This window comes from Pseudomonas sp. NPDC078416, assembly GCF_050268485.1.
Taxonomy (GTDB): Bacteria; Pseudomonadota; Gammaproteobacteria; order Pseudomonadales; family Pseudomonadaceae; genus Aquipseudomonas.
This window is the reverse complement of record NZ_JBNNGV010000001.1, coordinates 134,434-158,367: the sequence shown is the minus strand read 5'-3', so window position 1 is coordinate 158,367 and position 23,934 is coordinate 134,434. Positions and strand designations below refer to the sequence as shown.

21 protein-coding genes are annotated in these 23,934 nt (G+C 61.2%); 8 read left to right on the top strand and 13 right to left on the bottom strand.

Annotated features, from left to right (window positions below):
- Positions 1 to 4 precede the first annotated feature (4 nt).
- The 3 genes from ACQKEN_RS00725 to glnK all read right to left on the bottom strand — a co-directional run bounded on the left by ACQKEN_RS00725 (position 5) and on the right by glnK (position 2,396).
- Positions 5 to 436, bottom strand: coding sequence for a secondary thiamine-phosphate synthase enzyme YjbQ (locus ACQKEN_RS00725; protein WP_285349477.1), 432 nt, complete (start codon positions 434 to 436; stop codon positions 5 to 7).
- 249 nt (positions 437 to 685) lie between these two features.
- Positions 686 to 2,023, bottom strand: a complete 1,338-nt coding sequence (locus ACQKEN_RS00720; protein WP_237250068.1) for an ammonium transporter — start codon at positions 2,021 to 2,023, stop codon at positions 686 to 688.
- 34 nt (positions 2,024 to 2,057) lie between these two features.
- The gene (gene glnK, locus ACQKEN_RS00715) at positions 2,058 to 2,396 is read right to left on the bottom strand and encodes a P-II family nitrogen regulator (RefSeq protein ID WP_002555808.1); all 339 of its coding nucleotides are present in this window, start codon (positions 2,394 to 2,396) and stop codon (positions 2,058 to 2,060) included.
- A 415-nt stretch (positions 2,397 to 2,811) separates the two neighbouring features.
- Here glnK and ACQKEN_RS00710 point away from each other — a divergent pair, with 415 nt between their 5' ends.
- Positions 2,812 to 3,096, top strand: a complete 285-nt coding sequence (locus tag ACQKEN_RS00710) for an accessory factor UbiK family protein (RefSeq protein WP_427682942.1) — start codon at positions 2,812 to 2,814, stop codon at positions 3,094 to 3,096.
- Positions 3,097 to 3,283: 187 nt separating this feature from the next.
- Here ACQKEN_RS00710 and ACQKEN_RS00705 read toward each other — a convergent pair whose 3' ends face one another.
- Positions 3,284 to 3,829, bottom strand: coding sequence for an N-acetyltransferase family protein (locus tag ACQKEN_RS00705; RefSeq protein ID WP_427682940.1), 546 nt, complete (start codon positions 3,827 to 3,829; stop codon positions 3,284 to 3,286).
- A gap of 118 nt (positions 3,830 to 3,947) precedes the next feature.
- Here ACQKEN_RS00705 and ACQKEN_RS00700 point away from each other — a divergent pair, with 118 nt between their 5' ends.
- A complete protein-coding gene (locus tag ACQKEN_RS00700; RefSeq protein ID WP_427682938.1) occupies positions 3,948 to 5,441 on the top strand; it encodes a YifB family Mg chelatase-like AAA ATPase in 1,494 nt (497 codons plus the stop codon).
- A 215-nt stretch (positions 5,442 to 5,656) separates the two neighbouring features.
- Here the strand turns inward: ACQKEN_RS00700 and ACQKEN_RS00695 are convergent, their stop codons facing one another.
- The gene (locus ACQKEN_RS00695) at positions 5,657 to 7,633 is read right to left on the bottom strand and encodes a methyl-accepting chemotaxis protein (RefSeq protein ID WP_427682936.1); all 1,977 of its coding nucleotides are present in this window, start codon (positions 7,631 to 7,633) and stop codon (positions 5,657 to 5,659) included.
- Between the two features lie 219 nt (positions 7,634 to 7,852).
- A complete protein-coding gene (locus ACQKEN_RS00690) occupies positions 7,853 to 8,773 on the bottom strand; it encodes a LysR substrate-binding domain-containing protein (protein ID WP_108121193.1) in 921 nt (306 codons plus the stop codon).
- A 166-nt stretch (positions 8,774 to 8,939) separates the two neighbouring features.
- Between ACQKEN_RS00690 and ACQKEN_RS00685 the strand changes: the two genes are divergently transcribed.
- Positions 8,940 to 10,322: a NorM family multidrug efflux MATE transporter gene (locus tag ACQKEN_RS00685; protein WP_427682934.1), complete on the top strand. Its 1,383-nt coding sequence runs from the start codon at positions 8,940 to 8,942 to the stop codon at positions 10,320 to 10,322.
- A 166-nt stretch (positions 10,323 to 10,488) separates the two neighbouring features.
- Here ACQKEN_RS00685 and ACQKEN_RS00680 read toward each other — a convergent pair whose 3' ends face one another.
- Positions 10,489 to 12,159 carry a putative bifunctional diguanylate cyclase/phosphodiesterase gene (locus tag ACQKEN_RS00680; protein WP_427682933.1) on the bottom strand — a complete coding sequence of 557 codons (1,671 nt, stop codon included), beginning with the start codon at positions 12,157 to 12,159 and terminating at the stop codon, positions 10,489 to 10,491.
- Between the two features lie 202 nt (positions 12,160 to 12,361).
- On the opposite strand from ACQKEN_RS00680, the gene rep reads away from it, so the two are divergent.
- The 4 genes from rep to ACQKEN_RS00660 all read left to right on the top strand — a co-directional run bounded on the left by rep (position 12,362) and on the right by ACQKEN_RS00660 (position 16,894).
- A complete protein-coding gene (gene rep / locus ACQKEN_RS00675; RefSeq protein WP_074892658.1) occupies positions 12,362 to 14,371 on the top strand; it encodes a DNA helicase Rep in 2,010 nt (669 codons plus the stop codon).
- A 39-nt stretch (positions 14,372 to 14,410) separates the two neighbouring features.
- Positions 14,411 to 14,980, top strand: coding sequence for a xanthine phosphoribosyltransferase (locus ACQKEN_RS00670; protein ID WP_427682930.1), 570 nt, complete (start codon positions 14,411 to 14,413; stop codon positions 14,978 to 14,980).
- 131 nt (positions 14,981 to 15,111) lie between these two features.
- A complete protein-coding gene (locus tag ACQKEN_RS00665; RefSeq protein ID WP_427682929.1) occupies positions 15,112 to 15,996 on the top strand; it encodes an MBL fold metallo-hydrolase in 885 nt (294 codons plus the stop codon).
- A gap of 82 nt (positions 15,997 to 16,078) precedes the next feature.
- Positions 16,079 to 16,894, top strand: a complete 816-nt coding sequence (locus tag ACQKEN_RS00660) for a sulfite exporter TauE/SafE family protein (protein ID WP_427682927.1) — start codon at positions 16,079 to 16,081, stop codon at positions 16,892 to 16,894.
- A gap of 456 nt (positions 16,895 to 17,350) precedes the next feature.
- Here the strand turns inward: ACQKEN_RS00660 and ACQKEN_RS00655 are convergent, their stop codons facing one another.
- The 6 genes from ACQKEN_RS00655 to dadA all read right to left on the bottom strand — a co-directional run bounded on the left by ACQKEN_RS00655 (position 17,351) and on the right by dadA (position 23,282).
- Positions 17,351 to 19,273: an acetyl-CoA hydrolase/transferase C-terminal domain-containing protein gene (locus ACQKEN_RS00655; protein WP_427682925.1), complete on the bottom strand. Its 1,923-nt coding sequence runs from the start codon at positions 19,271 to 19,273 to the stop codon at positions 17,351 to 17,353.
- Between the two features lie 106 nt (positions 19,274 to 19,379).
- The gene (locus tag ACQKEN_RS00650) at positions 19,380 to 19,682 is read right to left on the bottom strand and encodes a DUF2845 domain-containing protein (protein WP_427682923.1); all 303 of its coding nucleotides are present in this window, start codon (positions 19,680 to 19,682) and stop codon (positions 19,380 to 19,382) included.
- A gap of 8 nt (positions 19,683 to 19,690) precedes the next feature.
- A complete protein-coding gene (locus ACQKEN_RS00645) occupies positions 19,691 to 20,239 on the bottom strand; it encodes a cupin domain-containing protein (RefSeq protein ID WP_037016647.1) in 549 nt (182 codons plus the stop codon).
- A 160-nt stretch (positions 20,240 to 20,399) separates the two neighbouring features.
- Positions 20,400 to 21,473, bottom strand: a complete 1,074-nt coding sequence (gene alr, locus ACQKEN_RS00640; protein WP_427682921.1) for an alanine racemase — start codon at positions 21,471 to 21,473, stop codon at positions 20,400 to 20,402.
- A gap of 182 nt (positions 21,474 to 21,655) precedes the next feature.
- Positions 21,656 to 22,009, bottom strand: a complete 354-nt coding sequence (locus tag ACQKEN_RS00635; protein ID WP_427682919.1) for a RidA family protein — start codon at positions 22,007 to 22,009, stop codon at positions 21,656 to 21,658.
- Positions 21,981 to 23,282, bottom strand: a complete 1,302-nt coding sequence (gene dadA / locus ACQKEN_RS00630; RefSeq protein ID WP_427682917.1) for a D-amino acid dehydrogenase — start codon at positions 23,280 to 23,282, stop codon at positions 21,981 to 21,983. Before dadA ends, ACQKEN_RS00635 begins: the two co-directional genes overlap by 29 nt.
- A 154-nt stretch (positions 23,283 to 23,436) precedes the next feature.
- On the opposite strand from dadA, the gene dadR reads away from it, so the two are divergent.
- Positions 23,437 to 23,925: a transcriptional regulator DadR gene (gene dadR / locus ACQKEN_RS00625; RefSeq protein WP_065988245.1), complete on the top strand. Its 489-nt coding sequence runs from the start codon at positions 23,437 to 23,439 to the stop codon at positions 23,923 to 23,925.
- Positions 23,926 to 23,934: the final 9 nt, after the last annotated feature.

Here is a 23,934-nt window from a genome sequence, read left to right as displayed (position 1 = left end):
ACTCTCAGCGGTCGTGCCCCTCACCCTGAAGCGTGACGAGGACTTTACGGGCACCGCCTGCATCGCGGTGCTCGCCCAGATAAATACCCTGCCATGTGCCCAACGCCAGCCGTCCATTTGTAACCGGTAATGTAAGCTGGCAGCCAAGCAGACTGGCTTTGAAGTGCGCCGGCAAATCATCGGGCCCTTCGTCGTCATGCTCGTAGCCGTCGCGCCCCTGGGGCACCAGACGGTTGAAGAAACGCTCGAAATCGCGACGTACCGCCGGGTCTGCGTTCTCGTTGACGGTCAACGAGGCCGAAGTGTGCTGCAACCAGACATGCAGCAGGCCGATGCGGCATTCGCGTAATTCACGAAGGCCCGCGACGATCTCGTCAGTCACCAGATGGAAACCACGAGGCCTTGCCCGCAGCGTGATCAAGGTCTGTTGCCACATACCGTTCTCCGCCCTTCGGCGCGCATTCTAACGCGCTGGAAAAAAAAACAAAGTGCGTAATGAGCGACGATTTTCAAGAGCGCTGAACAAGGGCGTTTATGCCCTCGCAAGCCTCCGGAATCGTCGGGTTTGGCCGCACATTGCTGCGGATGTTCCTGCCTGGAGCGCCTGCCCCCTGTGCGGACATCCCTATCGACAAACGCCAGACAAAAAAATGCCCGGAGACCCGGGCATTTTTTCATGGGTGGATTACAAGTTGTAGCCACGTTCGTTGTGTTGCGCCAGATCCAGGCCAACCGCTTCTTCTTCTTCGGTGACACGCAGGCCCATGACCATGTCGAGCACCTTGAGAATGATGAAGGTCACGATTGCGGTGTAGATGACGGTGAAGCCGACGCCTTTGCACTGAATCCAGACTTGTGCCGCGATGTCGGTCACGGTGCCGAAGCCGCCCAGCGAAGGGGCTGCGAACACGCCGGTCAGAATCGCGCCGAGAATACCGCCGATACCATGAACGCCGAAAGCATCCAGGGAGTCGTCGTAGCCCAGTTTGCGTTTCAGGCTGGTGGCGCAGAAGAAGCAGACCACGCCTGCCGCCAGACCGATGATCAGGCCGCCCATCGGGCCGACAGTACCGGCAGCCGGAGTGACAGCAACCAGACCGGCAACCACACCCGAGGCGATGCCCAGAGCGCTTGGCTTACCGTGAGTCAGCCATTCGGCGAACATCCAGCCCAGCGCTGCAGCAGCGGTAGCGATCTGGGTAACCAGCATGGCCATACCGGCGGTGCCGTTGGCCGCAGCCGCGGAACCTGCGTTGAAGCCGAACCAGCCGACCCAGAGCATGGCCGCGCCGACCAGGGTGTAACCCAGATTGTGCGGAGCCATCGGGGTGGTCGGGAAACCTTTGCGCTTGCCCAGTACCAGGCACGCTACCAGGCCAGCCACACCGGCGTTGATGTGAACAACGGTGCCGCCCGCGAAGTCGAGCACGCCCCAGTCCCACAACAGACCACCGACGCCGCTCCAGACCATGTGCGCGATTGGCGCGTAAACCAGGGTGAACCAGATCCCCATGAAGATCAGCATCGCGGAGAACTTCATGCGTTCTGCGAAGGCGCCGACGATCAGGGCCGGGGTGATGATGGCGAAGGTCATCTGGAAGGTCACGAAAACGGCTTCCGGGAACAGCGCCGCAGGGCCTGTGATGCTCGCAGGGGTGATGCCTGCCAGGAACGCCTTCGACAGACCGCCGACGAAGGAGTTGAAGTTGACGACGTTGGCTTCCATCCCGGTGGTGTCGAACGCCATGCTGTAGCCGTAAACGACCCACAGGATGCTGATCAGGCCGGTAATGGCGAAGCACTGCATCATCACGGAAAGAATGTTTTTCGAGCGGACCATGCCGCCGTAGAACAGCGCCAGACCGGGGATGGTCATGAACAGCACCAGCGCGGTGGAGGTCAGCATCCAGGCGGTGTCGCCGGAATTGAGTACGGGGGCTGCCACTTCGTCTGCCGCCATGGCCAAGCCAGGGGTTACGAGGGACAACAGGGCTCCTAGCCCTGCGAATTGACGCAGAGTCATATTGTTTTCTCCTGGGGCGTTGGGGTTTGGCGGCTTAGATTGCGTCGGTATCGGTTTCGCCGGTACGGATGCGGATGGCCTGTTCCAGATTGACCACGAAGATCTTTCCGTCACCGATCTTGCCGGTGTTGGCCGCTTTGGTTATCGCTTCGATAACGCGGTCCAGATCCTTGTCGTCGATCGCAACATCGATCTTCACCTTGGGGAGGAAGTCGACTACATACTCCGCACCGCGATACAGCTCGGTGTGGCCTTTCTGACGTCCGAAGCCTTTGACTTCAGTAACCGTGATGCCCTGCACGCCGATTTCGGACAGCGACTCGCGTACGTCGTCCAGCTTGAACGGCTTGATGATGGCAGTGACTAGCTTCATGAAACTTTCTCCCGAATTGGTGGACTTGCCCCAGGAAAACAAACCCGACTCAAGTCTAAGCGCAGTGTCTGGCTTTGTAACGCGTCGTGTCCGCAAGAGACCTGACCAACTCCAGAAAACCGCTTCTGACGAAACATTCCCCGCTCCGCCTGCCGCACTGCATTCGTCACAGCGACTGCATCAGTGCATGGGTTACAAGCCACTAAGCAGAAAGCTTGCCATCTCACCGATCGGCAAGAATTTCGGCACTTCGACCGATAATTCATGCTTCAGCGTAGTCGTCGATTGCCATCGCCGCACAACAACGGTGCGCACGTGCCCGAGGTCATGCGCGAAAAGCGTGCAGCCCATGCCCAGCCCCAAGTGGCCAAAAGCTGCGTGCTACACTCGTCCCATCTGATTCCGGAATATCATCATGCTCGCCCCCAAAGCTTTTCTCGACGCCCTGAGCGGCCACGCTTCCCGCCTGTTCAGCGGCGAAACCCCGGTTCCACGCAGCGAATTCGAAACCCAGTTCAAGGCGCTGCTGCAAAGCGGCTTCAGCAAGCTGGACCTGGTCAGCCGGGAAGAATTCGACAGCCAGATGATCGTCCTCGCCCGCACCCGCGCCCGTCTTGAGGCACTGGAAGCGAAGATGGCGGAGATGGAAGCGCAGTTGGCGACACAGCCGAAGGCGTCAAGGGCTGAGCCGCAGGGTTGAGCGTTGGATGCTGATGTTGCTCAGGCGCAGTGCGCAATGCGCTGAACCTGGGCTTTGATCGCCTCACCCCGCTCGATCTCTGCTTTGCGCAGGTCGTAAGAACCGTAAGTTCAGCCAGAACTCCGGGTGGTCTCAAGACCGGGCGCCGGCCGTAACGCCTGTCGGCGCTGTCCTATGAAGGCTTTGTTCAGCCACCCACTGGCGGGCAGCCTTGAGCAGCGTGCCGAACATAGTAATTATCGAACTCGCCAGCCTCGACGAACTGAAACCCATGCCGAATGTAAAACCGGTTTGAAGCGCTTTCCTTCAGAGCCCCAACGTATAAAGTCTGCACCGCCGCGTCCGCTTCCATGAAGATCTGACGAAGGACAATCGAACCTGTTCCTGATCCCTGTGCGCCTGGCTTGATGTAAAGGTGATCGAGCAACAACCCGTCGATACGCGGCTTGACCACGACAAAACCCACCCGCTCGCCGGAAACCTCAACGTGGCGGGTAAATTCGGGAGAAAAACCTTCCCGGAAACGTTCCCGGGCGCGCACGGGATCGAAACGCCCAATGCGCTCAAGGCTCTCACGCATGGCCTCAATCCGGATGGCAACAAGCGCTTCGAAGTCACCGGCTCGCGCCGAGGCAAAGGTGACCAAAGTGTTGTCCGCAGCTGACAACGGTTTGAGAGATTCCTCGGTGAGAATTTCTCCCGGACGTGCAGGCTGCATTCCAGTTCTGGTCATGATTCACCTCACTCCTTCGATTCATACACATGCCGTAGAACATGCACGGGGCCAAGCTTCAGGGCAATGACTATCCTTCAGCTCGCCGCAGGAAGCGGTGCTGCCTTCAAGGAAAGACATGTCCCTCGCGATTGTTCTGAGCCGTGCCCAGGTTGGTGTCGAAGCGCCTGCCGTGACCGTCGAAACCCATCTCGCCAACGGGCTGCCCAGTTTGACGCTGGTGGGCCTACCAGAGGGCGCGGTGAAGGAAAGCAAGGATCGGGTGCGCAGTGCGATCCTTAACTGTCGACTGGAATTTCCGGCGCGACGCATCACGCTAAACCTTGCCCCTGCCGATTTGCCCAAGGACGGCGGGCGCTTCGATCTTGCCATTGCGCTTGGGTTGCTGGCCGCCAGCGCGCAGGTGCCGACCCTTGCACTGGAGGGCATTGAGTGTCTGGGCGAGCTGGCGTTATCGGGTGCAATTCGGCCCGTGCAGGGCGTGCTCCCGGCGGCGCTTGCTGCGCGGGAAGCGGGGCACACGTTGATCGTCCCGGCGGTGAATGCCGAGGAAGCGTGTCTGGCGTCAGGCCTGAAGGTAATCGCGGTCAGTCATCTGCTGGAGCTGGTGTCCCACCTGAATGGGCACACGGTCATCCCGCCCTATAAATCCAATGGCCTGATCCTGCAGACGCAGCCTTATCCCGACTTGAGTGAGGTTCAAGGCCAGACCGCCGCCAAACGCGCTCTGCTGGTGGCCGCAGCCGGCGCACACAATCTTCTGTTCAGCGGCCCTCCCGGCACTGGCAAAACGCTGCTCGCAAGCCGTTTGCCAGGGCTGCTGCCGCCGCTGGATGAGCTCGAAGCGCTGGAGGTGGCGGCGATTCAATCGGTCGCCAGTCACGCGCCGCTGACCAGCTGGCCCCAGCGCCCTTTCCGCCAGCCTCATCACTCGGCGTCGGGTCCTGCGCTGGTCGGGGGCGGCAGTCGCCCGCAACCTGGCGAGATCACCCTCGCGCACCACGGCGTGTTGTTTCTGGACGAGCTTCCGGAATTTGATCGGCGTGTGCTGGAGGTGCTACGCGAACCCCTCGAATCTGGCCATATCGTGATTTCCCGCGCGCGGGATCGGGTGCGCTTTCCGGCGCGCTTTCAACTGGTCGCAGCGATGAACCCCTGCCCCTGCGGTTATCACGGCGAGCCGACCGGGCGCTGCCGCTGTTCCACCGATCAGATTCAGCGCTACCGCAACAAGCTGTCCGGCCCATTGCTTGACCGGATCGATTTGCACCTGACCGTTGCTCGGGAAACTACGTCTTTAGCGGCCACGCCTGACTGCAAGAGTGAAAGCGCCAGCGCAGCGGAGGTGGTGTCCGATGCACGCCAGCGCCAACAACGACGCCAGGGCTGCGCCAACGCATTCCTTGATCTTCCTGCGCTGCGCCAGCACTGCGCGCTGCTGCCGGAAGACGAAGCCTGGCTCGAGAACGCTTGCGAACGCCTGAACCTCTCCCTGCGCGCTGCACATCGTCTGCTGAAGGTTGCGCGCACGCTGGCGGATCTGGAGAAGGTAGACGCAATCGCCCGATGCCATATCGCCGAGGCACTGCAGTATCGGCCTTCGTCGAACTAAAGCTCGAATACACCGTGGGTGTAAGGAGATCAATTGTAGGAGCGCGCTTGCCCGCGAACGCGTCTTTTCAGTTGCCATCGGTGCAATCTGACCCACCGCATTCGCGGGCAAGCGCGCTCCTACAAACGCTTGTCGCCGCTGACTATCGGGAGATGGGGCGCTTGAAAAAAAAACGAACGCCCCCCAAAGTCAGGCAAGTCGACAGCGCCCCAGCCTCACCGAAACCGATCTACTTCCTTCTGTAAGTCGGACGCGACCGCATTCAGCTCTTGAGCCGTGATCGCCAGGTTGGACACGACTTCGCGTTGCTCGCTGTTCGCCAGGGCGATGCTTTGCAGGTTGGCGCTGAGCAGCGTGGCGGTGTTGCTCTGCTCTTGGGTGGCGGTGGTGATGGATGTGAACTGCTCGCCGGCCGAGCGGCTCTGTTCGTCGATCTGGGCCAGCGCTGCCGCGACTTTGGCGTTGCGCGACAGGCCTTCCTGCATGAGCGCGTTGCCTTGCTGCATGGTGTTGATGGCATTGCTGGTCTCTTGCTGGATGCTGCTGATCATGCCGGAGATTTCATCGGTGGCCTGACGCGTACGTGATGCCAGGCTGCGGACTTCATCTGCTACCACCGCAAAACCACGGCCTTGCTCGCCGGCGCGTGCGGCCTCGATCGCTGCGTTGAGGGCCAGGAGGTTGGTCTGCTCGGCGATCGAGGTGATGACGCTGACGATCCCGCCGATCTCTTGCGAGCGCTGGCCCAAGGTATCGATCACCGTCGCGGTGCTGCTCAGCGAGCCTGCGATTTGCTCCAGCGAGGCCGACGCCTCTTCCATGGACGTGCGACCGATGCGGGTCTGCTGAGCATTGCCCTGCGCCATGCGTTCGGTGGTGCCCATGTTGTCGGCGATGGTCAGGGCCGTGGCGCTGAACTCCTCCACTGCACCGGCCATGCTGGTGATTTCGCCGGATTGCTGCTCCATCCCTTCATAAGCGCCGCCCGACAGGCCGGACAATGCGTTGGCACGACTGCTCACTTCCAGCGCGGCCGTGCGGATGTGGGACACCATGGTTTCCAGCGCTTGGCCCATCTTGTTGAAGCTGCCTGCCAACTGACCAATTTCGTCATGGCTGGAAATGTTCAGACGTGCGCTCAGATCACCTGCGCCGAGGGCTTCGGCTTGACTGACCAACGCCGACAGCGGCCGCAGCTTGCTGCGCAACAGCCAGATCGCGGCACCGACAGCGATCAACATCGCCAGCAGACTGCCGATGGCCAATTGCGTGCCGACGCTCCAGGTCACTGCGCTGATCTCATCCTTGGGCATCGTCGCCAGAACCGTCCAAGGGCCGCCGGCAAACTTCTCGCCGACGGTATAGAAATCTTCACCGGCGTCCTGCCAGAAACGCCCGACGCTCGGCGTCTTGCCGAACTCAGCCAGCGTGGTGGCTGCCTGATCCAGGTCCTTCACGCCCGCAGGCGGCACCAGCCATTTGTTCTGTTCATCGAGCAGGGCCAGCGAGCCGGTGGAACCGATGCGGAAGTTTTTCAGGTTGTCGAACTGCGCCTTCTGCGCGTCGGTGTAGTCGAAACCGACGAACAGCACGGCAATGACCTTGCCGCTGGCGTCACGCACCGGGCTGTACTGCGTCATGTACAGACGATCGAACAACAGCGCGCGACCGACGTATCCCTGGCCGGCTAGCAGCTTGTCGTAGGCCGGATGCTTGTGATCCAGCGAGGTGCCGAGGGCGCGTGAGCCGTCCTGTTTGCTCAGGGAAGTGCTGACGCGCACAAAGTCGTCGCCGCTGCGAACGAAGACCGTCGCCACGCCGGCCGTCATTTTCTTGAAGTCGTCGACTTCGGTGAAGTCGTTGTTCAGCGCATTGCCGTTGAGCAGTAACGAAGGGGTCTGCACGCCCGCGACCGCAACCTGCTGATCAGCCTGCACGCTCAGGCCGCCCGAGAAACGCTTCTCGAACAGGCCGCTCAAACGCTGGGTGCTGTCACGCAGGGTGCTGTGGAACGTGTTCAACTGGTCGGCGAGCAATCGGGCTTCGCTGCCCATGTGCTCTTCGCGAATAACCAGGTTTGCCGAGTCCAGTGAGCGCAGGGCGAACAGCGTGCTGCCACTGATGACGACGGCCAGAATAACGGCCAGGGCGATGCCGAGTTGCGAAGCAATTCGGGCGCGAGGCTGAGACATTGGAGCTCCTTGCCGAACGACTGGGCCGTCCTGATCTCAGGAACACCATTCGGACGAATCTAATAGAGAGGATTGATGAACCGATTGAGGAGAACCGGCTCGCAATTACAGCTTCGGCTGACAAACGAAATACTTGAGTCCTACACCGTTTGAGGACGGAATTAATTCCGTCGCTAGCGGTCTACGGCACCCTCCCTCGGTGAGGGAGCGCCCCACGGTTCACTCCAGAATCGTCACGTCTGGCAATTCCATCGCCTGTACTTCGCCCTGCAAAAAGTCGCTCAGCCGCCGCATACGCTCGCCGCCCGGGCGAGTCTTGGGCCAGACGAGGTAGTAGTTTTCGCCGCTGACCACTGCGGTGCGCCACGGCAGGCTGAGCCGACCCTGAGCGACATCCTCCGCCACCATCAGCAGATCGCCCATGGAAACACCGTAACCCCGAGCCGCTGCAATCATGCCCAACTCCAGCGTGTCGAAGACCTGCCCTCCCTTGAGGGAAACCCGGTCAGACAAATCCATGCGCTCCAGCCATCGGCGCCAGTCGCGACGGTCGGGCGTGGGGTGCAACAGTTCGGCGCCGGCCAGGCGCTCGGCATCCCACGGCGCATCATCCAGCAGCGTCGGCGCGCCCACGGGAATCAGCCATTCCGGGAACAGGTAGGTCGCTTCCCAGTCCGGCGGAAAATGGCCATGGCTGAGCAACACTGCGCAATCGAACGGCTCCTGGGTGAAGTCGACGCTGTCGATGTCCATCCAGGCGCTGGTCAGCTGGACTTCGTTGCCCACCTGCAGATGGCGAAAACGACTCAGCCGCGCCAGCAGCCAGCGCATGGTCAGGGTCGATGGGGCCTTCATGCGCAAGATGCCCTCCTCCGCCATCAACGCGCTGCACGCTCGCTCCAGGGCTGAAAAGCCTTCCCGCACGCCCGGCAGCAATTCGCGGGCGGCCTCGGTGAGTTGCAGATTACGACCGTTGCGGCGAAACAGACGGCAAGCGAAATGCTCTTCAAGCGTGCGGATATGCCGACTGACCGCGCTCTGGGTGATCGACAGCTCTTCAGCGGCACGCGTGAACGAACTGTGTCGCGCAGCGGCTTCAAACGCGCGCAGGGCATACAGAGGCGGGAGCGTGCGAGACATCGATGGGGATTCCTCAGGCTGGACGGCGACTGAGGCCACTCTATCGCAGAACACCACAGGATGAGTTTTACTCATGCCAATGATCGGATTTATCCCTTTGTGCATCCTCGCCCGAATCCCCACAATGACCGGCCTGCCAACACCCGCAAACCCGAGCGCAAAGACCATGCACCAGCACGCCTTCAAAGAACTGTGGATCATCCTGCGTCTGGCCGGGCCGCTGATTGCTTCGCAGATGGCGCACATGCTGATGGTGTTCACCGACACCGTGATGATGGGCAAGCTGGGCCCGGAATCCCTTGCCGGTGGCGGGCTGGGCGCAGCCAGCTACAACTTCGTGTCGTTCTTTTGCGTGGGCGTCATGGCCGCCGTTGGTACGCTGGTGGCGATCCGCAAAGGCGCGAATGATCATGCGGGTGTGACTCGCCTGACCCAGGCCGGTTTGTGGCTGGCATGGGGGATGGCGCTGATTGCCGCGCTGATCCTGTGGAACCTCGAACCGATTCTGCTGCAGTTTGGTCAAGATGAAGCCAACGTTCACATGGCCAGCGAATTTCTGATCACGCTGCCATTGGCGCTGCCCGGCCTGTTGAGCTTCATGGCGCTGCGCGGTTTCACCAGTGCATTGGGGCGTGCGACCCCGGTAATGGTGATCAGCCTGGTGGGCGTGGCGCTGAACTTCGGGCTCAACTACGCCTTTATCCACGGGCTGTTCGGGCTGCCGCACTGGGGCCTGATGGGCATCGGTCTGGTCACGGCCATTGTCACCAACGCCATGGCCATCGCCCTGGTCTTGCACATTCGCTATCACAGCGCCTACGCGGCGTATCCCCTTCACAAAGAACTGATGAAGCTCTCGCGCAGTTGCCTGAAAGAACTGTGGCGTCTGGGCCTGCCTATTGGTGGCACCTACGCGGTTGAGGTCGGGCTGTTTACGTTTGCGGCGTTCTGCATGGGCGCCATGGGCAGCACCCAGATGGCCGCGCATCAGATCGCCCTGCAATCGGTGTCTATGGCGTTCATGGTGCCGGTCGGGATTTCCTACGCAGTGACCATGCGCATCGGCTTGCACTACGGCGCCGGGAACCTGCTGCTGGCACGCACTGCCGGACGCATGGGGATCGGGTTTGGCGGGCTGTTGATGCTGTCGTTCGGCATTCTGTTCTGGGTCGCGCCCCACGCCGTCATCGGCTTGTTCGTGGACGTCAACGATCCGAAATACCAGGGTGTGGTCGAGCTGGCGGTGAAGCTGCTGGCCATCGCCGCCTGGTTCGAGATTCTCGACGGCACGCAGACCATCGCCATGGGCGCGATTCGGGGATTCAAGGACGCAAAAACCACGTTCCTGATCGGGCTGGCGAGTTACTGGGTGGTCGGCGCGCCGTTGGCGTGGGGCCTCGGGTTTCTGGCTAACCAGGGCGCGGTAGGCGTGTGGTGGGGGTTGGCGATCGGCCTGCTCTGCTCAGCGGTTGCACTGACGTGGGCATTCGAGCGCAAGACCGCGAGGCTGCTGCGCAAAGAGGCGACGGGCGTTGTGGTTATGGGTTAAGCGACTCAGACCTGTAGGAGCGTGGCTTGTCCCGCGATCTGCCGCGCAGCGGCAGCAAAACAAGCGAGCGCGGTGCATCAGGACAAACGGAGTCGTCAGATTTACGACTGCTGCGCAGCCGATCGCGGGACAAGCCACGCTCCTACGGGCTGTGCACGACTACTCCTTAAATCCCCTGCAGTCCCTTTCTCTGCACCTGATCCATCGCCAGATAATCCATCAGCTCCGGCAACGCCAGCGGGTGACTGATCAAAAAACCTTGAGCCTGGTCGCAGTTGAAGCTGCGCAGCAATGCCAGTTGCTCAGGGGTTTCGACGCCTTCGGCCACCACTTCGAGGCTGAGGTTGTGGGCCAGGTTGATCATGGCGTGGACCAGCTTGCGGTTTTCCTCGCGCTGCTCCATTTCACCGACAAAGCTCTTGTCGATCTTCAACAGCGTGATCGGCAGGCTGTTGAGATGCACGAAGGAAGAAAACCCAGTGCCGAAATCGTCCAGCGAGAAGCGCACACCCAGCCGGCCCAGCGCGTCCATGGTCTGTTTGACCAGGTCACTGCGGCGCATGACGGCCGTCTCGGTCAGTTCAAATTCCAGCCATTGCGCGTCAATGCCCCGATCGGCGATCAAGCGGCTGAGCGTCGCAAGCAACTGGTTGTCCTGAAACTGGCGGAATGACAGGTTGATCGCCATGTGCAGCGGCGGTACGCCTGTCTCGCGTAAGGTCTGCATGTCCCGCAGGGCCCGGGCAATGACCCAATAACCCAGCGGCACGATCAGCCCGCTTTGCTCGGCCAGCGGCACAAACTCACTCGGTGGTAGCAAACCGCGTTCAGCGTGGCGCCAGCGCACCAGTGCCTCCAGCCCCAGAATGTGCCCGGTATTCAGGCACAAGCGCGGCTGGTAATGCAGCTCCAGCTCGTCGCGGCGCAAGGCGCGGCGCAGCTCACTTTCGAGGTCAGCGAGGCTGCGGGCATTGCGGTTGATGCGTTCGTTGAAGACGTGAAAGGTACAGCCCTGCGTGCCCTTTGCCTGCTGCATGGCGATGTGCGCGTGCCACATCAACGGATCGGCGCCACCGTTGAGGCGGGCATAAGCGATGCCCAGGCTGCACCCGATCAACAGGCTTTCGCCATCGACCCAGTACGGTTCGGACAGGGCTTCGGTGATGCGCTCGGCAATGGACTCTGCGCGCTCTGGGGCGCGTCGAGTGTCGATCAGCAGGGCAAATTCATCGCTGCCTAATCGCGCCAGTTGATCGCACGCCTCCAGCTGGCCTTTCAACCGCGCCACCACTTGCAGGATCAGCCGATCCCCCGCCTGATGACCCAGCGCGTCGTTGGCACGCCGGAAGTTGTCCAGGTCGAGATGCCCTAACGCCAGGCCACGACCATCGAATTCGGCCAGCCGGGCGGCCAACAGCGTCTGAAAGCCCTGGCGGTTGGCGATACCGGTGAGAGGGTCCTGCTCGGCAAGGCGATTGAGCGTGGTTTCCAGCACACCCCGTTCGCGCACGTGACGCAAACAGCGGCGCAAGGCCTGGGGGGTAAGGGCGTCGCGCACCAGCCAGTCGCTGACGCCGACGGGCTCTTGCTCCGGCTCCGTCTCGAAAAGCAATACGGTGGGCCAGCTGCATTGGCCGGCGGCGGGCTGAAGGGCTTCAGTGGTGAAAAGGATTCCGGGGGCTGCGAGGTCTGTTTGATCGCCAACGGCGTTCCAGCTCGGCGCGCAGTCAAGGACAGCGGCGTTTCCGAGCGGCGCCAGGCACTCGCGCAACGATGCCGGCCATTCGGGCGATTCCGCCAGAAGCAGCAAACGCAAGGGTTCGACAGGCGTAGACAAGCTAACTCCCCACACAAACGTAAAGACCTTGGCGCACCCCCGAATGAGGGTCGTCAAACGCGAGAATCATCCGCAATACGCAAATGTAACAAAACGGCGAAATATAGATAGCGCGGCGCATCACAGTGTCGGACGGTGGCTGCACAATCCGCTGACCCTGTTAAAATGCCCGCCCCTTTTCCAGGCGACCCCATTTTTCCCCATGTCCCGACTCAATCCCCGGCAACAGGAAGCCGTGAACTACGTCGGCGGCCCTCTTTTGGTGCTCGCCGGCGCAGGCTCCGGCAAGACCAGCGTGATCACACGCAAGATTGCCCACCTCATCCAGAACTGCGGCATCCGTGCCCAGTACATCGTCGCCATGACCTTTACCAACAAGGCAGCGCGGGAGATGAAAGAGCGCGTGGGGACCCTTTTGCGCAGCGGCGAGGGGCGCGGCCTGACCGTTTCGACGTTCCACAACCTGGGCCTGAACATCATCCGCAAGGAACACGCCCGGTTGGGCTACAAGCCCGGGTTCTCGATCTTCGACGAGACCGACGTCAAGGCGCTGATGACCGACATCATGCAGAAGGAATACTCGGGCGACGACGGCGTCGACGAGATCAAGAACATGATCGGCGCCTGGAAAAACGAACTGATCCTGCCGCCCGAGGCCCTCGCCAATTCGCGCAACCCCAAGGAGCAGACCGCCGCCATCGTCTACAGCCACTACCAGCGCACGCTGAAAGCGTACAACGCGGTGGATTTCGACGACTTGATTCTGCTGCCGGTAAAGCTGTTCGAAGAGCACGCCGACATTCTGGAAAAGTGGCAGCACAAGGTGCGCTACCTGCTCGTCGACGAATACCAGGACACCAACGCCAGCCAGTACCTGCTGGTGAAGATGCTCATCGGCACGCGCTGCCAGTTCACCGTTGTGGGTGACGACGACCAGTCGATCTATGCCTGGCGCGGCGCGCGGCCGGAAAACCTGATGCTGCTAAAGGACGATTACCCGTCGTTGAAAGTGGTGATGCTGGAGCAGAACTACCGCTCCACCAGCCGCATCTTGCGCTGCGCCAACGTGCTGATCGCCAACAACCCCCACGCGTTCGAAAAGCAACTCTGGAGCGAGATGGGTCACGGCGACGAAATCCGCGTGATTCGTTGCAAGAACGAAGACGCCGAAGCCGAACGCGTGGCCATCGAAATCCTCAGCCTGCACCTGCGCACCGACCGGCCGTACAGCGATTTCGCGATCCTCTATCGCGGTAACTATCAGGCCAAGCTGATCGAGCTAAAGCTGCAGCACCATCAGATTCCGTATCGGCTGTCCGGGGGCAACAGCTTCTTCGGCCGCCAGGAAGTGAAAGACCTGATGGCCTACTTCCGCCTGCTGGTAAACCCCGACGACGACAACGCCTTCCTGCGCGTGATCAACGTGCCGCGCCGGGAAATCGGCTCGACGACCCTTGAAAAGCTGGGCAACTACTCGACCGAGCGCAAGGTGTCGATGTACGCCGCCACCGACGAGATCGGCCTGGGCGAGCATCTGGACGCCCGCTTCACCGACCGCCTCAGACGCTTCAAGCACTGGATGGATGGCGTGCGCCAGCAATGCGCAACGCAGGACCCGATCGCCGCTTTGCGCAGCATGGTCATGGACATCGATTACGAAAACTGGATTCGTCAGAACAGCTCCAGCGACAAGGCTGCCGACTACCGCATGGGCAATGTGTGGTTCCTGATCGAAGCGCTGAAAAACACGCTGGAGAAAGATGAAGAAGGCGGCATGACCATTGAGGAGGCCATCGGCAAGCTAGTCCTGCGCGACATGCTGGAACGTCAGCAGGAAGAGGAAGACGGCGCTGAAGGCGTGCAGATGATGACGCTGCACGCCTCCAAGGGTCTGGAGTTTCCGTACGTGTTCATCATGGGCATGGAAGAGGAAATCCTCCCGCACCGCTCCAGCATCGAGGCCGATACCATCGAAGAAGAACGCCGCCTGGCCTACGTGGGCATCACCCGCGCGCGGCAGACGCTGGCGTTCACCTTCGCCGCAAAACGCAAGCAGTACGGCGAAATCATCGATTGCCTGCCGAGCCGGTTCCTCGACGAACTGCCGCCGGACGATCTCGCCTGGGAAGGCAACGATGACACGCCCGTTGAAGTCAAAGCCGTACGCGGCAATACAGCCCTGGCGGACATACGCGCCATGCTGAAAAGATAACGTTCATTTCGCGCATATCGCGCTCTGAGGACCACCCACGTGGAAGCACTGCACAAGAAAATTCGCGACGAAGGCATCGTGCTTTCCGATCAGGTATTGAAGGTCGACGCGTTTCTCAACCATCAGATCGACCCGGTGCTGATGCAGCAGATCGGCGACGAATTCGCCACGCTGTTCGCAGGCTCCGGCATCACCAAAATCGTCACCATTGAGGCGTCGGGTATTGCCCCTGCGGTCATGACCGGTTTGAAGATGGGCGTTCCGGTGATCTTCGCGCGCAAGCATCAGTCGCTGACCCTCACCGAAAACATGTTTTCCGCGTCGGTTTACTCGTTCACCAAGCAGACCGAAAGCACCATCGCCATTTCGACCCGTCACCTGAACAGCAGTGATCGGGTGCTGATCATCGACGACTTCCTGGCCAACGGTAAGGCGTCTCAGGCGCTGATTTCGATCATCAAGCAAGCGGGCGCCACCGTCGCCGGCCTGGGTATCGTGATCGAGAAGTCGTTCCAGGGCGGCCGCGCCGAACTGGACGGTCAGGGCTATCGTGTAGAGTCACTGGCGCGCGTGCAGTCGTTGAAAGATGGCGTTGTGACGTTCGTTTGATACCCAAAGCCTGCATTTGGCACGCCGCACGTCCTGTAGGCGCGCGCTTGCCCGCGAAGACGCCGTGACCGTCGACCTGCGCATCACAGACACACCGCAGCATTCCTGCATCGGCAACAAAGGAGAGCACCATGATCATTGGCGAAAAACTGAGCGTAGAGGCGTTCTTCGATCCGCAGACCTCGACCATCAGTTACCTGGTCATTGACCGCTCTACGCTTCAAGCCGCGCTGATCGACAGCGTGCTGGATTACGACCCGAAATCCGGGCGCACAAGCACGCAGTCCGCGGACAAGCTGATCGACAGGGTTCGCGAGCTGGGCGTGTCGGTGCAGTGGATTCTGGAAACCCACGTCCACGCCGATCACGTCTCGGCGGCGGCCTACCTGAAGGAACAGCTCGGCGGCACGGTCGCCATTGGCAGCCACATCACACGCGTGCAGAAAGTCTTCGGTACGCTATTCAATGCCAAAGGTGACTTTGCCCGGGACGGCAGCCAGTTCGACCGGCTGCTGGAAGACGACTCGCATTTTCAGATCGGCACGCTGCAGGCCCGAGCCATGCACACCCCTGGCCATACACCAGCGTGCATGACGTACGTGATCGAAGCGGGCAACGAAGCCGTGGCGTTTGTCGGCGATACGCTGTTCATGCCCGACTACGGCACCGCCCGTTGCGACTTCCCTGGCGCCGATGCGCGCACGCTGTATCGCTCGGTCGGCCGGATTCTCAGCCTGCCGCCGCAGACGCGTCTGTTCATGTGCCATGACTACCTGCCGAACGGCCGAGAGCTGATGTTCATGACCACCGTCGCCGAGCAACGCGCCAGCAACATCCATGTGCGCGAAGGCATCGATGAGGACGCCTTCGTCGAGATGCGCGAAAAGCGCGACGCCACCCTCGACATGCCCATGCTGATCCTGCCTTCGGTGCAGATCAACATGCGCGGCGGCAATCTGCCGGAGGCGGAAGACAACGGCGTGCGCTACCTGAAGGTCCCGATCAATGCGCTGTGAATCCTGCCGGGCGCGCCGATCCAGCGCGCTCACATACTAAACAGCCACCTCCTGACAGACCCACGGGACTTGCTCACTTAACATGAATGAACATGAACTGATCGGAGCCGGCCTCGGTACGATCATTGGCGCGGTGTTGGGACTGACAGGCGCGGGTGGCGGCATTCTTGCAGTGCCGCTTTTGGTTTTCGGGCTGGGCCTGACGATGATTGAAGCTGCGCCGGTGGGCCTTCTGGCAGTCGGGCTGGCTTCGGCGGTCGGTGCAGCGCTTGGGCTGCGCCAAGGCATCGTCCGTTACCGCGCGGCCATTTTCATCGCGACCATTGGTATTGCGCTGTCGCCGGTAGGCCTGTGGCTCGCGCATCAACTGCCCAATGCGCCGCTGGCGTTGGGGTTTGCGCTGATTCTTTTTTATGTGTGCGGGCGGATCTACCGCAAAGCCGCTCACGAACTGCGCCACGGCAAGCCGCCGGATCGTGGGGCATTCAGGCCCTGCGTGGTCAATCCGCTGGTGGGTCGGCTGCGCTGGACCTTGCCATGCGCACGCTCACTGGCGGCGACCGGCGCATTGGCCGGGCTGCTATCGGGTTTGCTCGGTGTGGGCGGCGGCTTTGTCATCGTGCCGGCGTTGACCCGTTACACGGACCTTGAAATGAAGAGCATTGTCGCCACGTCGCTGGCGGTGATCGCACTGGTTTCGACGGGCAGTGTGATCACGGCCAGCGTCAGCGGCGCGATGCACTGGTCAGTGGGGCTGCCGTTCGCCGTCGGGGCCGTCGCCGGACTGATGGCCGGCAGACAGGTAAGCCGCTACCTCGCCGGCCCGAGATTGCAGCAATTGTTTGCCGTCAGCGGTTTTTTTGCCGCCGTGCTGCTGGTGATCAAAACCCTCGGCTGAGCGGGTGCAGTTCGTGAAGGCGGTGGGTCTAGGACACCCATGTCGGCTGACCCACTGGGTTCGTCCGGATGCGGCCCAGACCAAGCGCGCTCCTACAGGTTCGCGGCGTGCCAAACATCTGGGTTGGACACAAATCCCAGTGTAGGAGCGTGGCTTGTCCCGCGATCGGCCGGGAACCGGTCGTGGAATCTGTGCACGCGGTGGATCAGGAAAAATCGGTGGCAGGCCTGCTGCCGCTGCGCGCCAGATCGCGGGACAAGCCACGCTCCTACCGATTATTTGCATACGCCGGACGTGCTGCGACTGACATAGATCGGGGTAGGAGCGCGCTTGGTCTGGGCCGCATCCGGACGAACGCGGTGGGTCTGTCACACCACCATTGCCTGACTAAACGCAATCGCGAGCAAGGTGGAGCGCCACCCCGGTCACTCCTGCATTCCCAAGAATGCATCGGGCCTAAGCCGTGGCCTGCAACCCCGCCAACACCAGTCGCTGATACAGCTCTTCTCGCAGTCCCTGTGGATGATCCAGTCCCATGCGCTGCAAGTGCTCCGGATACGCGCTCGCGTCAGGGGCTTCCAGCGTGGCCTTGCCCAGCTCGATGATTTCCGTGAGCTTGAACTTGCTCTTCAACCAGTTCAGCGCGCGCAACAAATCGCGCTCCTCGTCCGTGAAATCGCTGCCCAGTGGGTACTCGATGAACAGCGACGGGAATTGGTTGCGGATGTCTTTCAACCGCTCGGGCGTGTTCTGGCTGAACAACGGATCAAGGCGGAAATCCTTCGGCAGCTTGCCGGCCTTTTGCGCCTGATCGATCAGGCCCGGCTGGAAGCGTGAATCGCTGATGTTGAGCAGCGCCTCGATCACCGCAGAGTCGGTCTTGCCACGCAGGTCGGCAATGCCGTATTCGGTGACGACGATATCGCGCAGATGCCTCGGGATCGTCGCGTGCGCATAGTCCCAGACGATATTGGAACTGACCTCCCCACCCGACTCACGCCAACTGCGCAAGATCAGCACTGAACGCGCGCCTTCCAGCGCATGGCCCTGAGCGACGAAGTTGTACTGCCCGCCAACACCGCTGACCACCCGGCCATCGGCCAACTGATCTGAAACCGCTGCCCCCAGCAACGTCACGGTGAAACAACTGTTGATGAATCGCGCATCACGCCGTTGCAGACGCTTGAGGGTTTCGTTGCCGTAAAGCTCGTTGATGTAGCTGATCGCAGTCATGTTGATCTGCGCGATCTGCGCCGGCGTGAATTCCCGCAGCCGCTCGTAGAAACTGCGTGGCCCAAGAAAGAAACCGCCGTGAATCAACACGCCGTCGCTATAAACCGACTCGTCGAGCACCCCGTCATTGGCCATTTGCTGCAGCTCGACGTCGGCGTACACCTTGCGCCGGATGATTCCCGCGTCCAGCAGCACCAGCAGACCGTTGACCAGCATCTCGCTGCAGCCATAAAGCCCGGTGGCGAAAGGCATCACCCCGCCTTGCGCTTCGATCAACGGCTTCCAGGTCGAGATGCCGTCCAGCTCGGCCAGGCACGCGCGGTAGGTTTCGTTATCGGCCTGGCGTGCAAGCAAGGCGGCGGTCAAGGCGTCGCCCATCGAACCGATGCCGATCTGCAACGTGCCGCCGTCGCGCACCAGCGTACTCGCGTACAAGCCAATGAAGTGATCCTGAACACCGACCGGCATGTTCGGCGTCGAGAACAGCGTGCTGCGCTCTTCGTGCTCGATCAGCAGGTCGAAGGTGTCGACGCTGACCTCGGCACCGCCCTGCATGTACGGCAGATCCGAGTGGACATGGCCCAGCATGAGAATGCGCTCGCCCGCCGCGCGGCGTTTTTCCACCATAGGCAGCAGGTCAAGGGTGATGTCGGGGTTGCAGCTCAGGCTGAGGTGATCAGGTCGTTGCGGGTCACGGGCGATCAGTTGCGCGATCAGATTCAGGCCGTTGGCATTGATGTCCCGCGCGGCGTGACTGTAGTTGCTGCTGACGTAATCCTGCTGCGCTTCGACACTGCCCAGCAGGCTGCCGGGCTGCATGAAGAACTGCTGGACGTGAATGTTGGGTGGGAGGTCGTCCCTGCGCAGATCGGAGAGGAAATCCAGTTCCGGGTAATCGTCGAAGACGCGCTCCAGAAAAGGCTCCAGAAACCGTCCCTGCAAACCGTCGCCGCCATCGGGTCGCCCGAGGCACAAGGCGGTGTAGATGGTCAGTTGCCGATCGGGCAGCGATTTGATTCGGGCGTACAACGCGTTGGCAAAGCGATTGGGTTTGCCCAACCCCAGCGGCATACCCATATGAACATGCGCCGGCAACTCGGCCAGCACGTGATCGACAGCTTGCTCGATCGAGCAGGAATGCGGCATCCGGCCTCTCCTGATTTTGTTATTTGATGGGGGTTGGACCGGGCCTTCGGGGGATTTGCTGCATTGCACCGCTGGCGCCCTCACACAACGACTGCCAGTCGGCGACTCAATCCCGCTTCGTCTCGATCTCTACCAGCTTGTCCTCGATAAACCGCAGGTGTTGTCTGGCGCCGTTGCGAGGGCCGTACACCCACAAACTGACCTTCGCAGTGCCGAGTTTCGGAACCCCGTTGCTCCTGAGCGCAGGCATCTGATCAACGCTGCTGTCAGGCGCTCCGCACTTCTGACGGACCACGTCGGCGGTGTCCCCCAGACTGATGAGCGCCGTGCCGCAGCGCATCGTCGCGCTTGCAGCATCGGCGAAGAGCAAAACGGCCAGCCCGAGGAAGATCAGTTGTCGGTTAATCATGTCGCTGATCAGAAATTCGCCGGCGTGGCAGCGCTGATGAGTCGCGCAGGAACGTCGAACGGGTTGCGAAAGCGATGGGGTCGAGAGCTCTCGAAGTAGTAACTGTCGCCCTCTTCCAGCACGTAGGTGTCCAGGCCGACCACCAGTTCAAGACGGCCCTCAACCAGAATCCCGGTCTCCTCGCCCTCGTGCACGAGCATCTCGACGCCCGTGTCGGCACCCGGCGGGTAGACCTCGGAAAGGAACGCAATGGCACGGCTCGGATGGGATTTGCCGACCAGTTTCATGGTCACGGCACCGTCCGAGATATCGATCAGTTCACTGGCTTTATAGACCACTTGGGTCGGGTTTTCGGGTTCGAGCTCTTCGGAAAAGAACTCCACCATGGACATCGGTATGCCGCCCAGCACCTTGCGTAGCGAGCTGATCGAGGGGCTGACGCTGTTCTTCTCGATCATGGAGATGGTGCTGTTGGTCACGCCCGCTCGTTTGGCGAGCTCACGCTGGGACAGGCCTTTGAGTTTACGAATGGATTGCAGTCGTTCACCGACGTCCAATGCGGGAGTCCTCCTGATGATCAAGTTGGGTCAAGTGGCCGCCATCATGGCAACAGCGTTCAGTATTTACAACACTTGAGCCCACGGCCGGATCAGCAAAGGGACTGGCGGCCGTGACTGGCCGTAACAGGGTGATTTTCAGGGGATTGGCGAGCGGGGATCAGGCCCCGATATAGAGCCTGGGCACGCGTTTCAGATTGCACAGAATCTGGTACGGGATCATGCCCGCACCGGCCGCAAGGTCGCTGATGAGGATGTTCTTGCCCCACAGCTCGACGCGGCTGCCCAGCCCTGCGCCCGGCACGTCGGTCAGGTCGACGCAGAGCATGTCCATCGACACGCGCCCGAGCAACTGGCTGTGATGACCGTCGACCATCACGGGGGTGCCGGTGGGCGCCTGACGCGGATAGCCGTCGGCGTAGCCCATCGCGACCACACCGATGCGCATGTTGCGCTCGGCGACGAATGTACCGCCGTAGCCCACTGGTTCACCGACAGGCAGATCGCGCACGCAGATGACACGCGACTCCAGGGTCATCACCGGCTGCAAACGATCGGCGACCGATTGCGGCTGTTCGAACGGCGTCGCGCCGTAGAGCATGATGCCCGGACGCACCCAGTCACTCGGCACGCTGGGCCAGCCCATGACGCCTGGGGAATTGCGCAGGCTGACTTCGGCGGTCAGGCCGGCACGGGCCGATTGAAACATTGCCACTTGCTCGTCGGTGCGCACGCTGTCGAGTTCGTCGGCGCGGGCGAAGTGGGTCATCAAGACGATCTTCGCGGCTTTGCCACTGTTCAGCAGCCGTTGATGCGCCGCCTGAAAATCCGCGGGGTGAATGCCGACGCGGTGCATGCCCGAGTCCATCTTCAGCCACACGTTCAGCGGCTTGCCGAGGGCGGTTTGCTCGATGGCATCGAGTTGCCAAAGGGAATGCACCACGCACCAGAAATCATGCTCGACGATCAGTGCCAGTTCGTCGGCCTCGAAAAAACCTTCCAGCAGCAGAATCGGGGCCTTGATCCCGGCCTGACGCAGCTCCAGCGCTTCTTCGATGCACGCCACGGCAAAGCCGTCGGCCTCCGACTCCAGCGCCTGCGCAACATGGATAGCGCCATGGCCGTAGGCATCCGCCTTGATGACGGCGAGCGCTTTAGCGCCAGCGGTATCGCGCGCCAATTGGTAGTTGTGGCGCAAGGCTTGAAGATCGATAAGGGCGCGGGCTGGACGCATGGCGGGGCTTCTTGGTCAGTAGATGGATAGAGGTAGGAGCGTGGCTTGTCCCGCGATCGGCCAGAAACTGGCCACAAAATACCGGACTCTCCCCGCCCGATTCGATGCATTTACACCGTTTTGCTGACGCTTCGCGCCAGATCGCGGGACAAGCCACGCTCCCACAGGGGCATATAAGTGAGCTACGGCAGCGCCGCAATCACCGACAGCTCAACCAGAATCTCCGGCTCGCACAGTTTGGCTTCAACCGTCGCACGAGCGGGGGCGAGGCCTTTCGGCAGCCACGTGTCCCAGACGCTGTTCATGCCGGCAAAGTGCGCGTCGATGTCTTTAAGGTAAATCGTCACCGACAGGATGCGGGTCTTGTCGGTACCGGCCAGGTCCAGCAATCGCTCGATGTTGTGAAGCGTCTCGCGGGTCTGTTGCTCGATCCCCGCGGCCATGTCGTCGCCCACTTGCCCGGCAAGGTAAACGGTGCCGTTATGGACGACCAACTGGCTCATGCGCTCATTGGTGAGCTGGCGCTGGATGGACATGTTTTGCGATCTCCTTGGAACTGCCGTAACGAGAAATATCGAGGCCCTCAGCGCTGATTTGTGGCGTTTTGCGTGCGATCAGGTCAGCCAGCAATCTGCCTGATCCACAGGCCATCGTCCAACCCAACGTACCGTGGCCGGTGTTGAGGAACAGATTGCGATACGGCGTAGCACCCACAATCGGCGTCCCGTCCGGCGTGGTCGGGCGCAGGCCGGTCCAGAAGCTGGCCTGCTGCAGGTCGCCGCCGTGAGGATAGAGGTCGTTGACGATCATCTCCAGGGTCTCGCGGCGACGAGGATTGAGCGACAGGTCGAAGCCTGCGATCTCGGCCATGCCACCCACGCGGATGCGATTGTCGAAGCGGGTAATCGCGACCTTGTAGGTCTCGTCGAGAATGGTCGACGTCGGCGCCATCGCCGGATTGGTGATCGGCACCGTCAACGAGTAGCCCTTGAGCGGATAAACCGGCGCCTTGATGCCGAGGGGCTTGAGCAGTTGCGGCGAGTAGCTGCCAAGCGCCAGGACATAGCGGTCAGCCGTTTCGAGCTTGCCGTTGATGCGCACGCCATTGATGGTGTCACCGGCAAAATCAATGGACTCGATGGACTGGCCGAAGCGGAACTCAACGCCCAGCTTCACGCACATCTCGGCCAGACGCGTGGTGAACAACTGGCAGTCGCCGGTCTGATCGTTCGGAAGGCGCAGTGCGCCGCTGAGGATGTTGCTGACACTGGCCAGGGCCGGCTCGACCCGGGCAATGCCTTCGCGGTCGAGCACTTCATAGGGCACGCCGGCCTGTTCGAGAACGGCGATGTCCTTGGCGGCGTTATCCAGCTGCTCCTGAGTGCGGAACAACTGGGTCGTGCCCAGGCTGCGGCCCTCATACGCAATGCCGGTCTCGGCACGCAGCTCATCGAGGCAGTCGCGGCTGTATTCGGAGAGGCGAACCATGCGCTCTTTGTTCACCGCATAGCGATTCTGAGTGCAGTTGCGCAGCATCTGCGCCATCCACAGGTACTGGTCGATATCGCCTGTCGCCTTGATGGCCAGCGGCGCATGGCGCTGCAGCAACCACTTGAGCGCCTTGAGCGGCACACCCGGCGCGGCCCATGGCGAGGCGTAGCCCGGCGAGACCTGCCCGGCGTTGGCGAAACTGGTTTCCATGGCAGCGGCCGGTTGACGATCCACGACCGTCACCTCGAAGCCCGCACGCGCCAGATAGTACGCACTGGTGGTACCGATTACGCCACTTCCAAGGACCAGGACGCGCATGTTGATTCCCTCATCGCGGATATCCGCTGACGTTTTCAAGTTTTAAGCAAGGATGTGCGCAGTATAAAAAGGCTTGAGCAGTGCTTTTGACTATATAAACGCCTATATTCGGCATTTCTTCCCGGCAACCGACGCTTTGGCAGAGGGCTTATCAATGCGCACCCAGCACCAGTCCAAACGCGAGCTGGACAAGATCGATCGCAATATCCTGCGCATCCTGCAAAACGATGGCCGGATCTCCTTCACCGAACTGGGCGAACGCGTCGGCCTGTCTACCACGCCGTGTACGGAGCGGGTCCGGCGGCTGGAGCGTGAAGGCATCATCATGGGCTACAACGCGCGCCTCAATCCGCAGAACCTCAAAGCCAGCTTGTTGGTGTTCGTCGAGATCAGCCTGGACTACAAGTCGGGCGACACCTTTGAAGAATTCCGCCGCGCGGTGCTCAAACTGCCCCATGTGCTGGAATGCCATCTGGTGTCAGGGGATTTCGACTATCTGGTGAAAGCGCGGATTTCCGAGATGGCGTCGTACCGCAAGCTGCTGGGCGACATCCTGCTCAAGCTGCCCCACGTGCGGGAGTCCAAGAGCTACATCGTGATGGAAGAGGTGAAGGAGAGTTTGTGCCTGCCGATCCCGGAATAGGGACCCGTA

Bases quoted from the DNA above. Each gene is read 5' to 3' on its own strand.
- ACQKEN_RS00725 (WP_285349477.1), bottom strand. From the start codon at position 436: ATGTGGCAACAGACCTTGATCACGCTGCGGGCAAGGCCTCGTGGTTTC.
- ACQKEN_RS00720 (WP_237250068.1), bottom strand. From the start codon at position 2,023: ATGACTCTGCGTCAATTCGCAGGGCTAGGAGCCCTGTTGTCCCTCGTA.
- glnK (WP_002555808.1), bottom strand. From the start codon at position 2,396: ATGAAGCTAGTCACTGCCATCATCAAGCCGTTCAAGCTGGACGACGTA.
- ACQKEN_RS00710 (WP_427682942.1), top strand. From the start codon at position 2,812: ATGCTCGCCCCCAAAGCTTTTCTCGACGCCCTGAGCGGCCACGCTTCC.
- ACQKEN_RS00705 (WP_427682940.1), bottom strand. From the start codon at position 3,829: ATGACCAGAACTGGAATGCAGCCTGCACGTCCGGGAGAAATTCTCACC.
- ACQKEN_RS00700 (WP_427682938.1), top strand. From the start codon at position 3,948: ATGTCCCTCGCGATTGTTCTGAGCCGTGCCCAGGTTGGTGTCGAAGCG.
- ACQKEN_RS00695 (WP_427682936.1), bottom strand. From the start codon at position 7,633: ATGTCTCAGCCTCGCGCCCGAATTGCTTCGCAACTCGGCATCGCCCTG.
- ACQKEN_RS00690 (WP_108121193.1), bottom strand. From the start codon at position 8,773: ATGTCTCGCACGCTCCCGCCTCTGTATGCCCTGCGCGCGTTTGAAGCC.
- ACQKEN_RS00685 (WP_427682934.1), top strand. From the start codon at position 8,940: ATGCACCAGCACGCCTTCAAAGAACTGTGGATCATCCTGCGTCTGGCC.
- rep (WP_074892658.1), top strand. From the start codon at position 12,362: ATGTCCCGACTCAATCCCCGGCAACAGGAAGCCGTGAACTACGTCGGC.
- ACQKEN_RS00665 (WP_427682929.1), top strand. From the start codon at position 15,112: ATGATCATTGGCGAAAAACTGAGCGTAGAGGCGTTCTTCGATCCGCAG.
- ACQKEN_RS00660 (WP_427682927.1), top strand. From the start codon at position 16,079: ATGAATGAACATGAACTGATCGGAGCCGGCCTCGGTACGATCATTGGC.
- ACQKEN_RS00655 (WP_427682925.1), bottom strand. From the start codon at position 19,273: ATGCCGCATTCCTGCTCGATCGAGCAAGCTGTCGATCACGTGCTGGCC.
- ACQKEN_RS00650 (WP_427682923.1), bottom strand. From the start codon at position 19,682: ATGATTAACCGACAACTGATCTTCCTCGGGCTGGCCGTTTTGCTCTTC.
- alr (WP_427682921.1), bottom strand. From the start codon at position 21,473: ATGCGTCCAGCCCGCGCCCTTATCGATCTTCAAGCCTTGCGCCACAAC.
- ACQKEN_RS00635 (WP_427682919.1), bottom strand. From the start codon at position 22,009: ATGTCCATCCAGCGCCAGCTCACCAATGAGCGCATGAGCCAGTTGGTC.
- dadA (WP_427682917.1), bottom strand. From the start codon at position 23,282: ATGCGCGTCCTGGTCCTTGGAAGTGGCGTAATCGGTACCACCAGTGCG.
- dadR (WP_065988245.1), top strand. From the start codon at position 23,437: ATGCGCACCCAGCACCAGTCCAAACGCGAGCTGGACAAGATCGATCGC.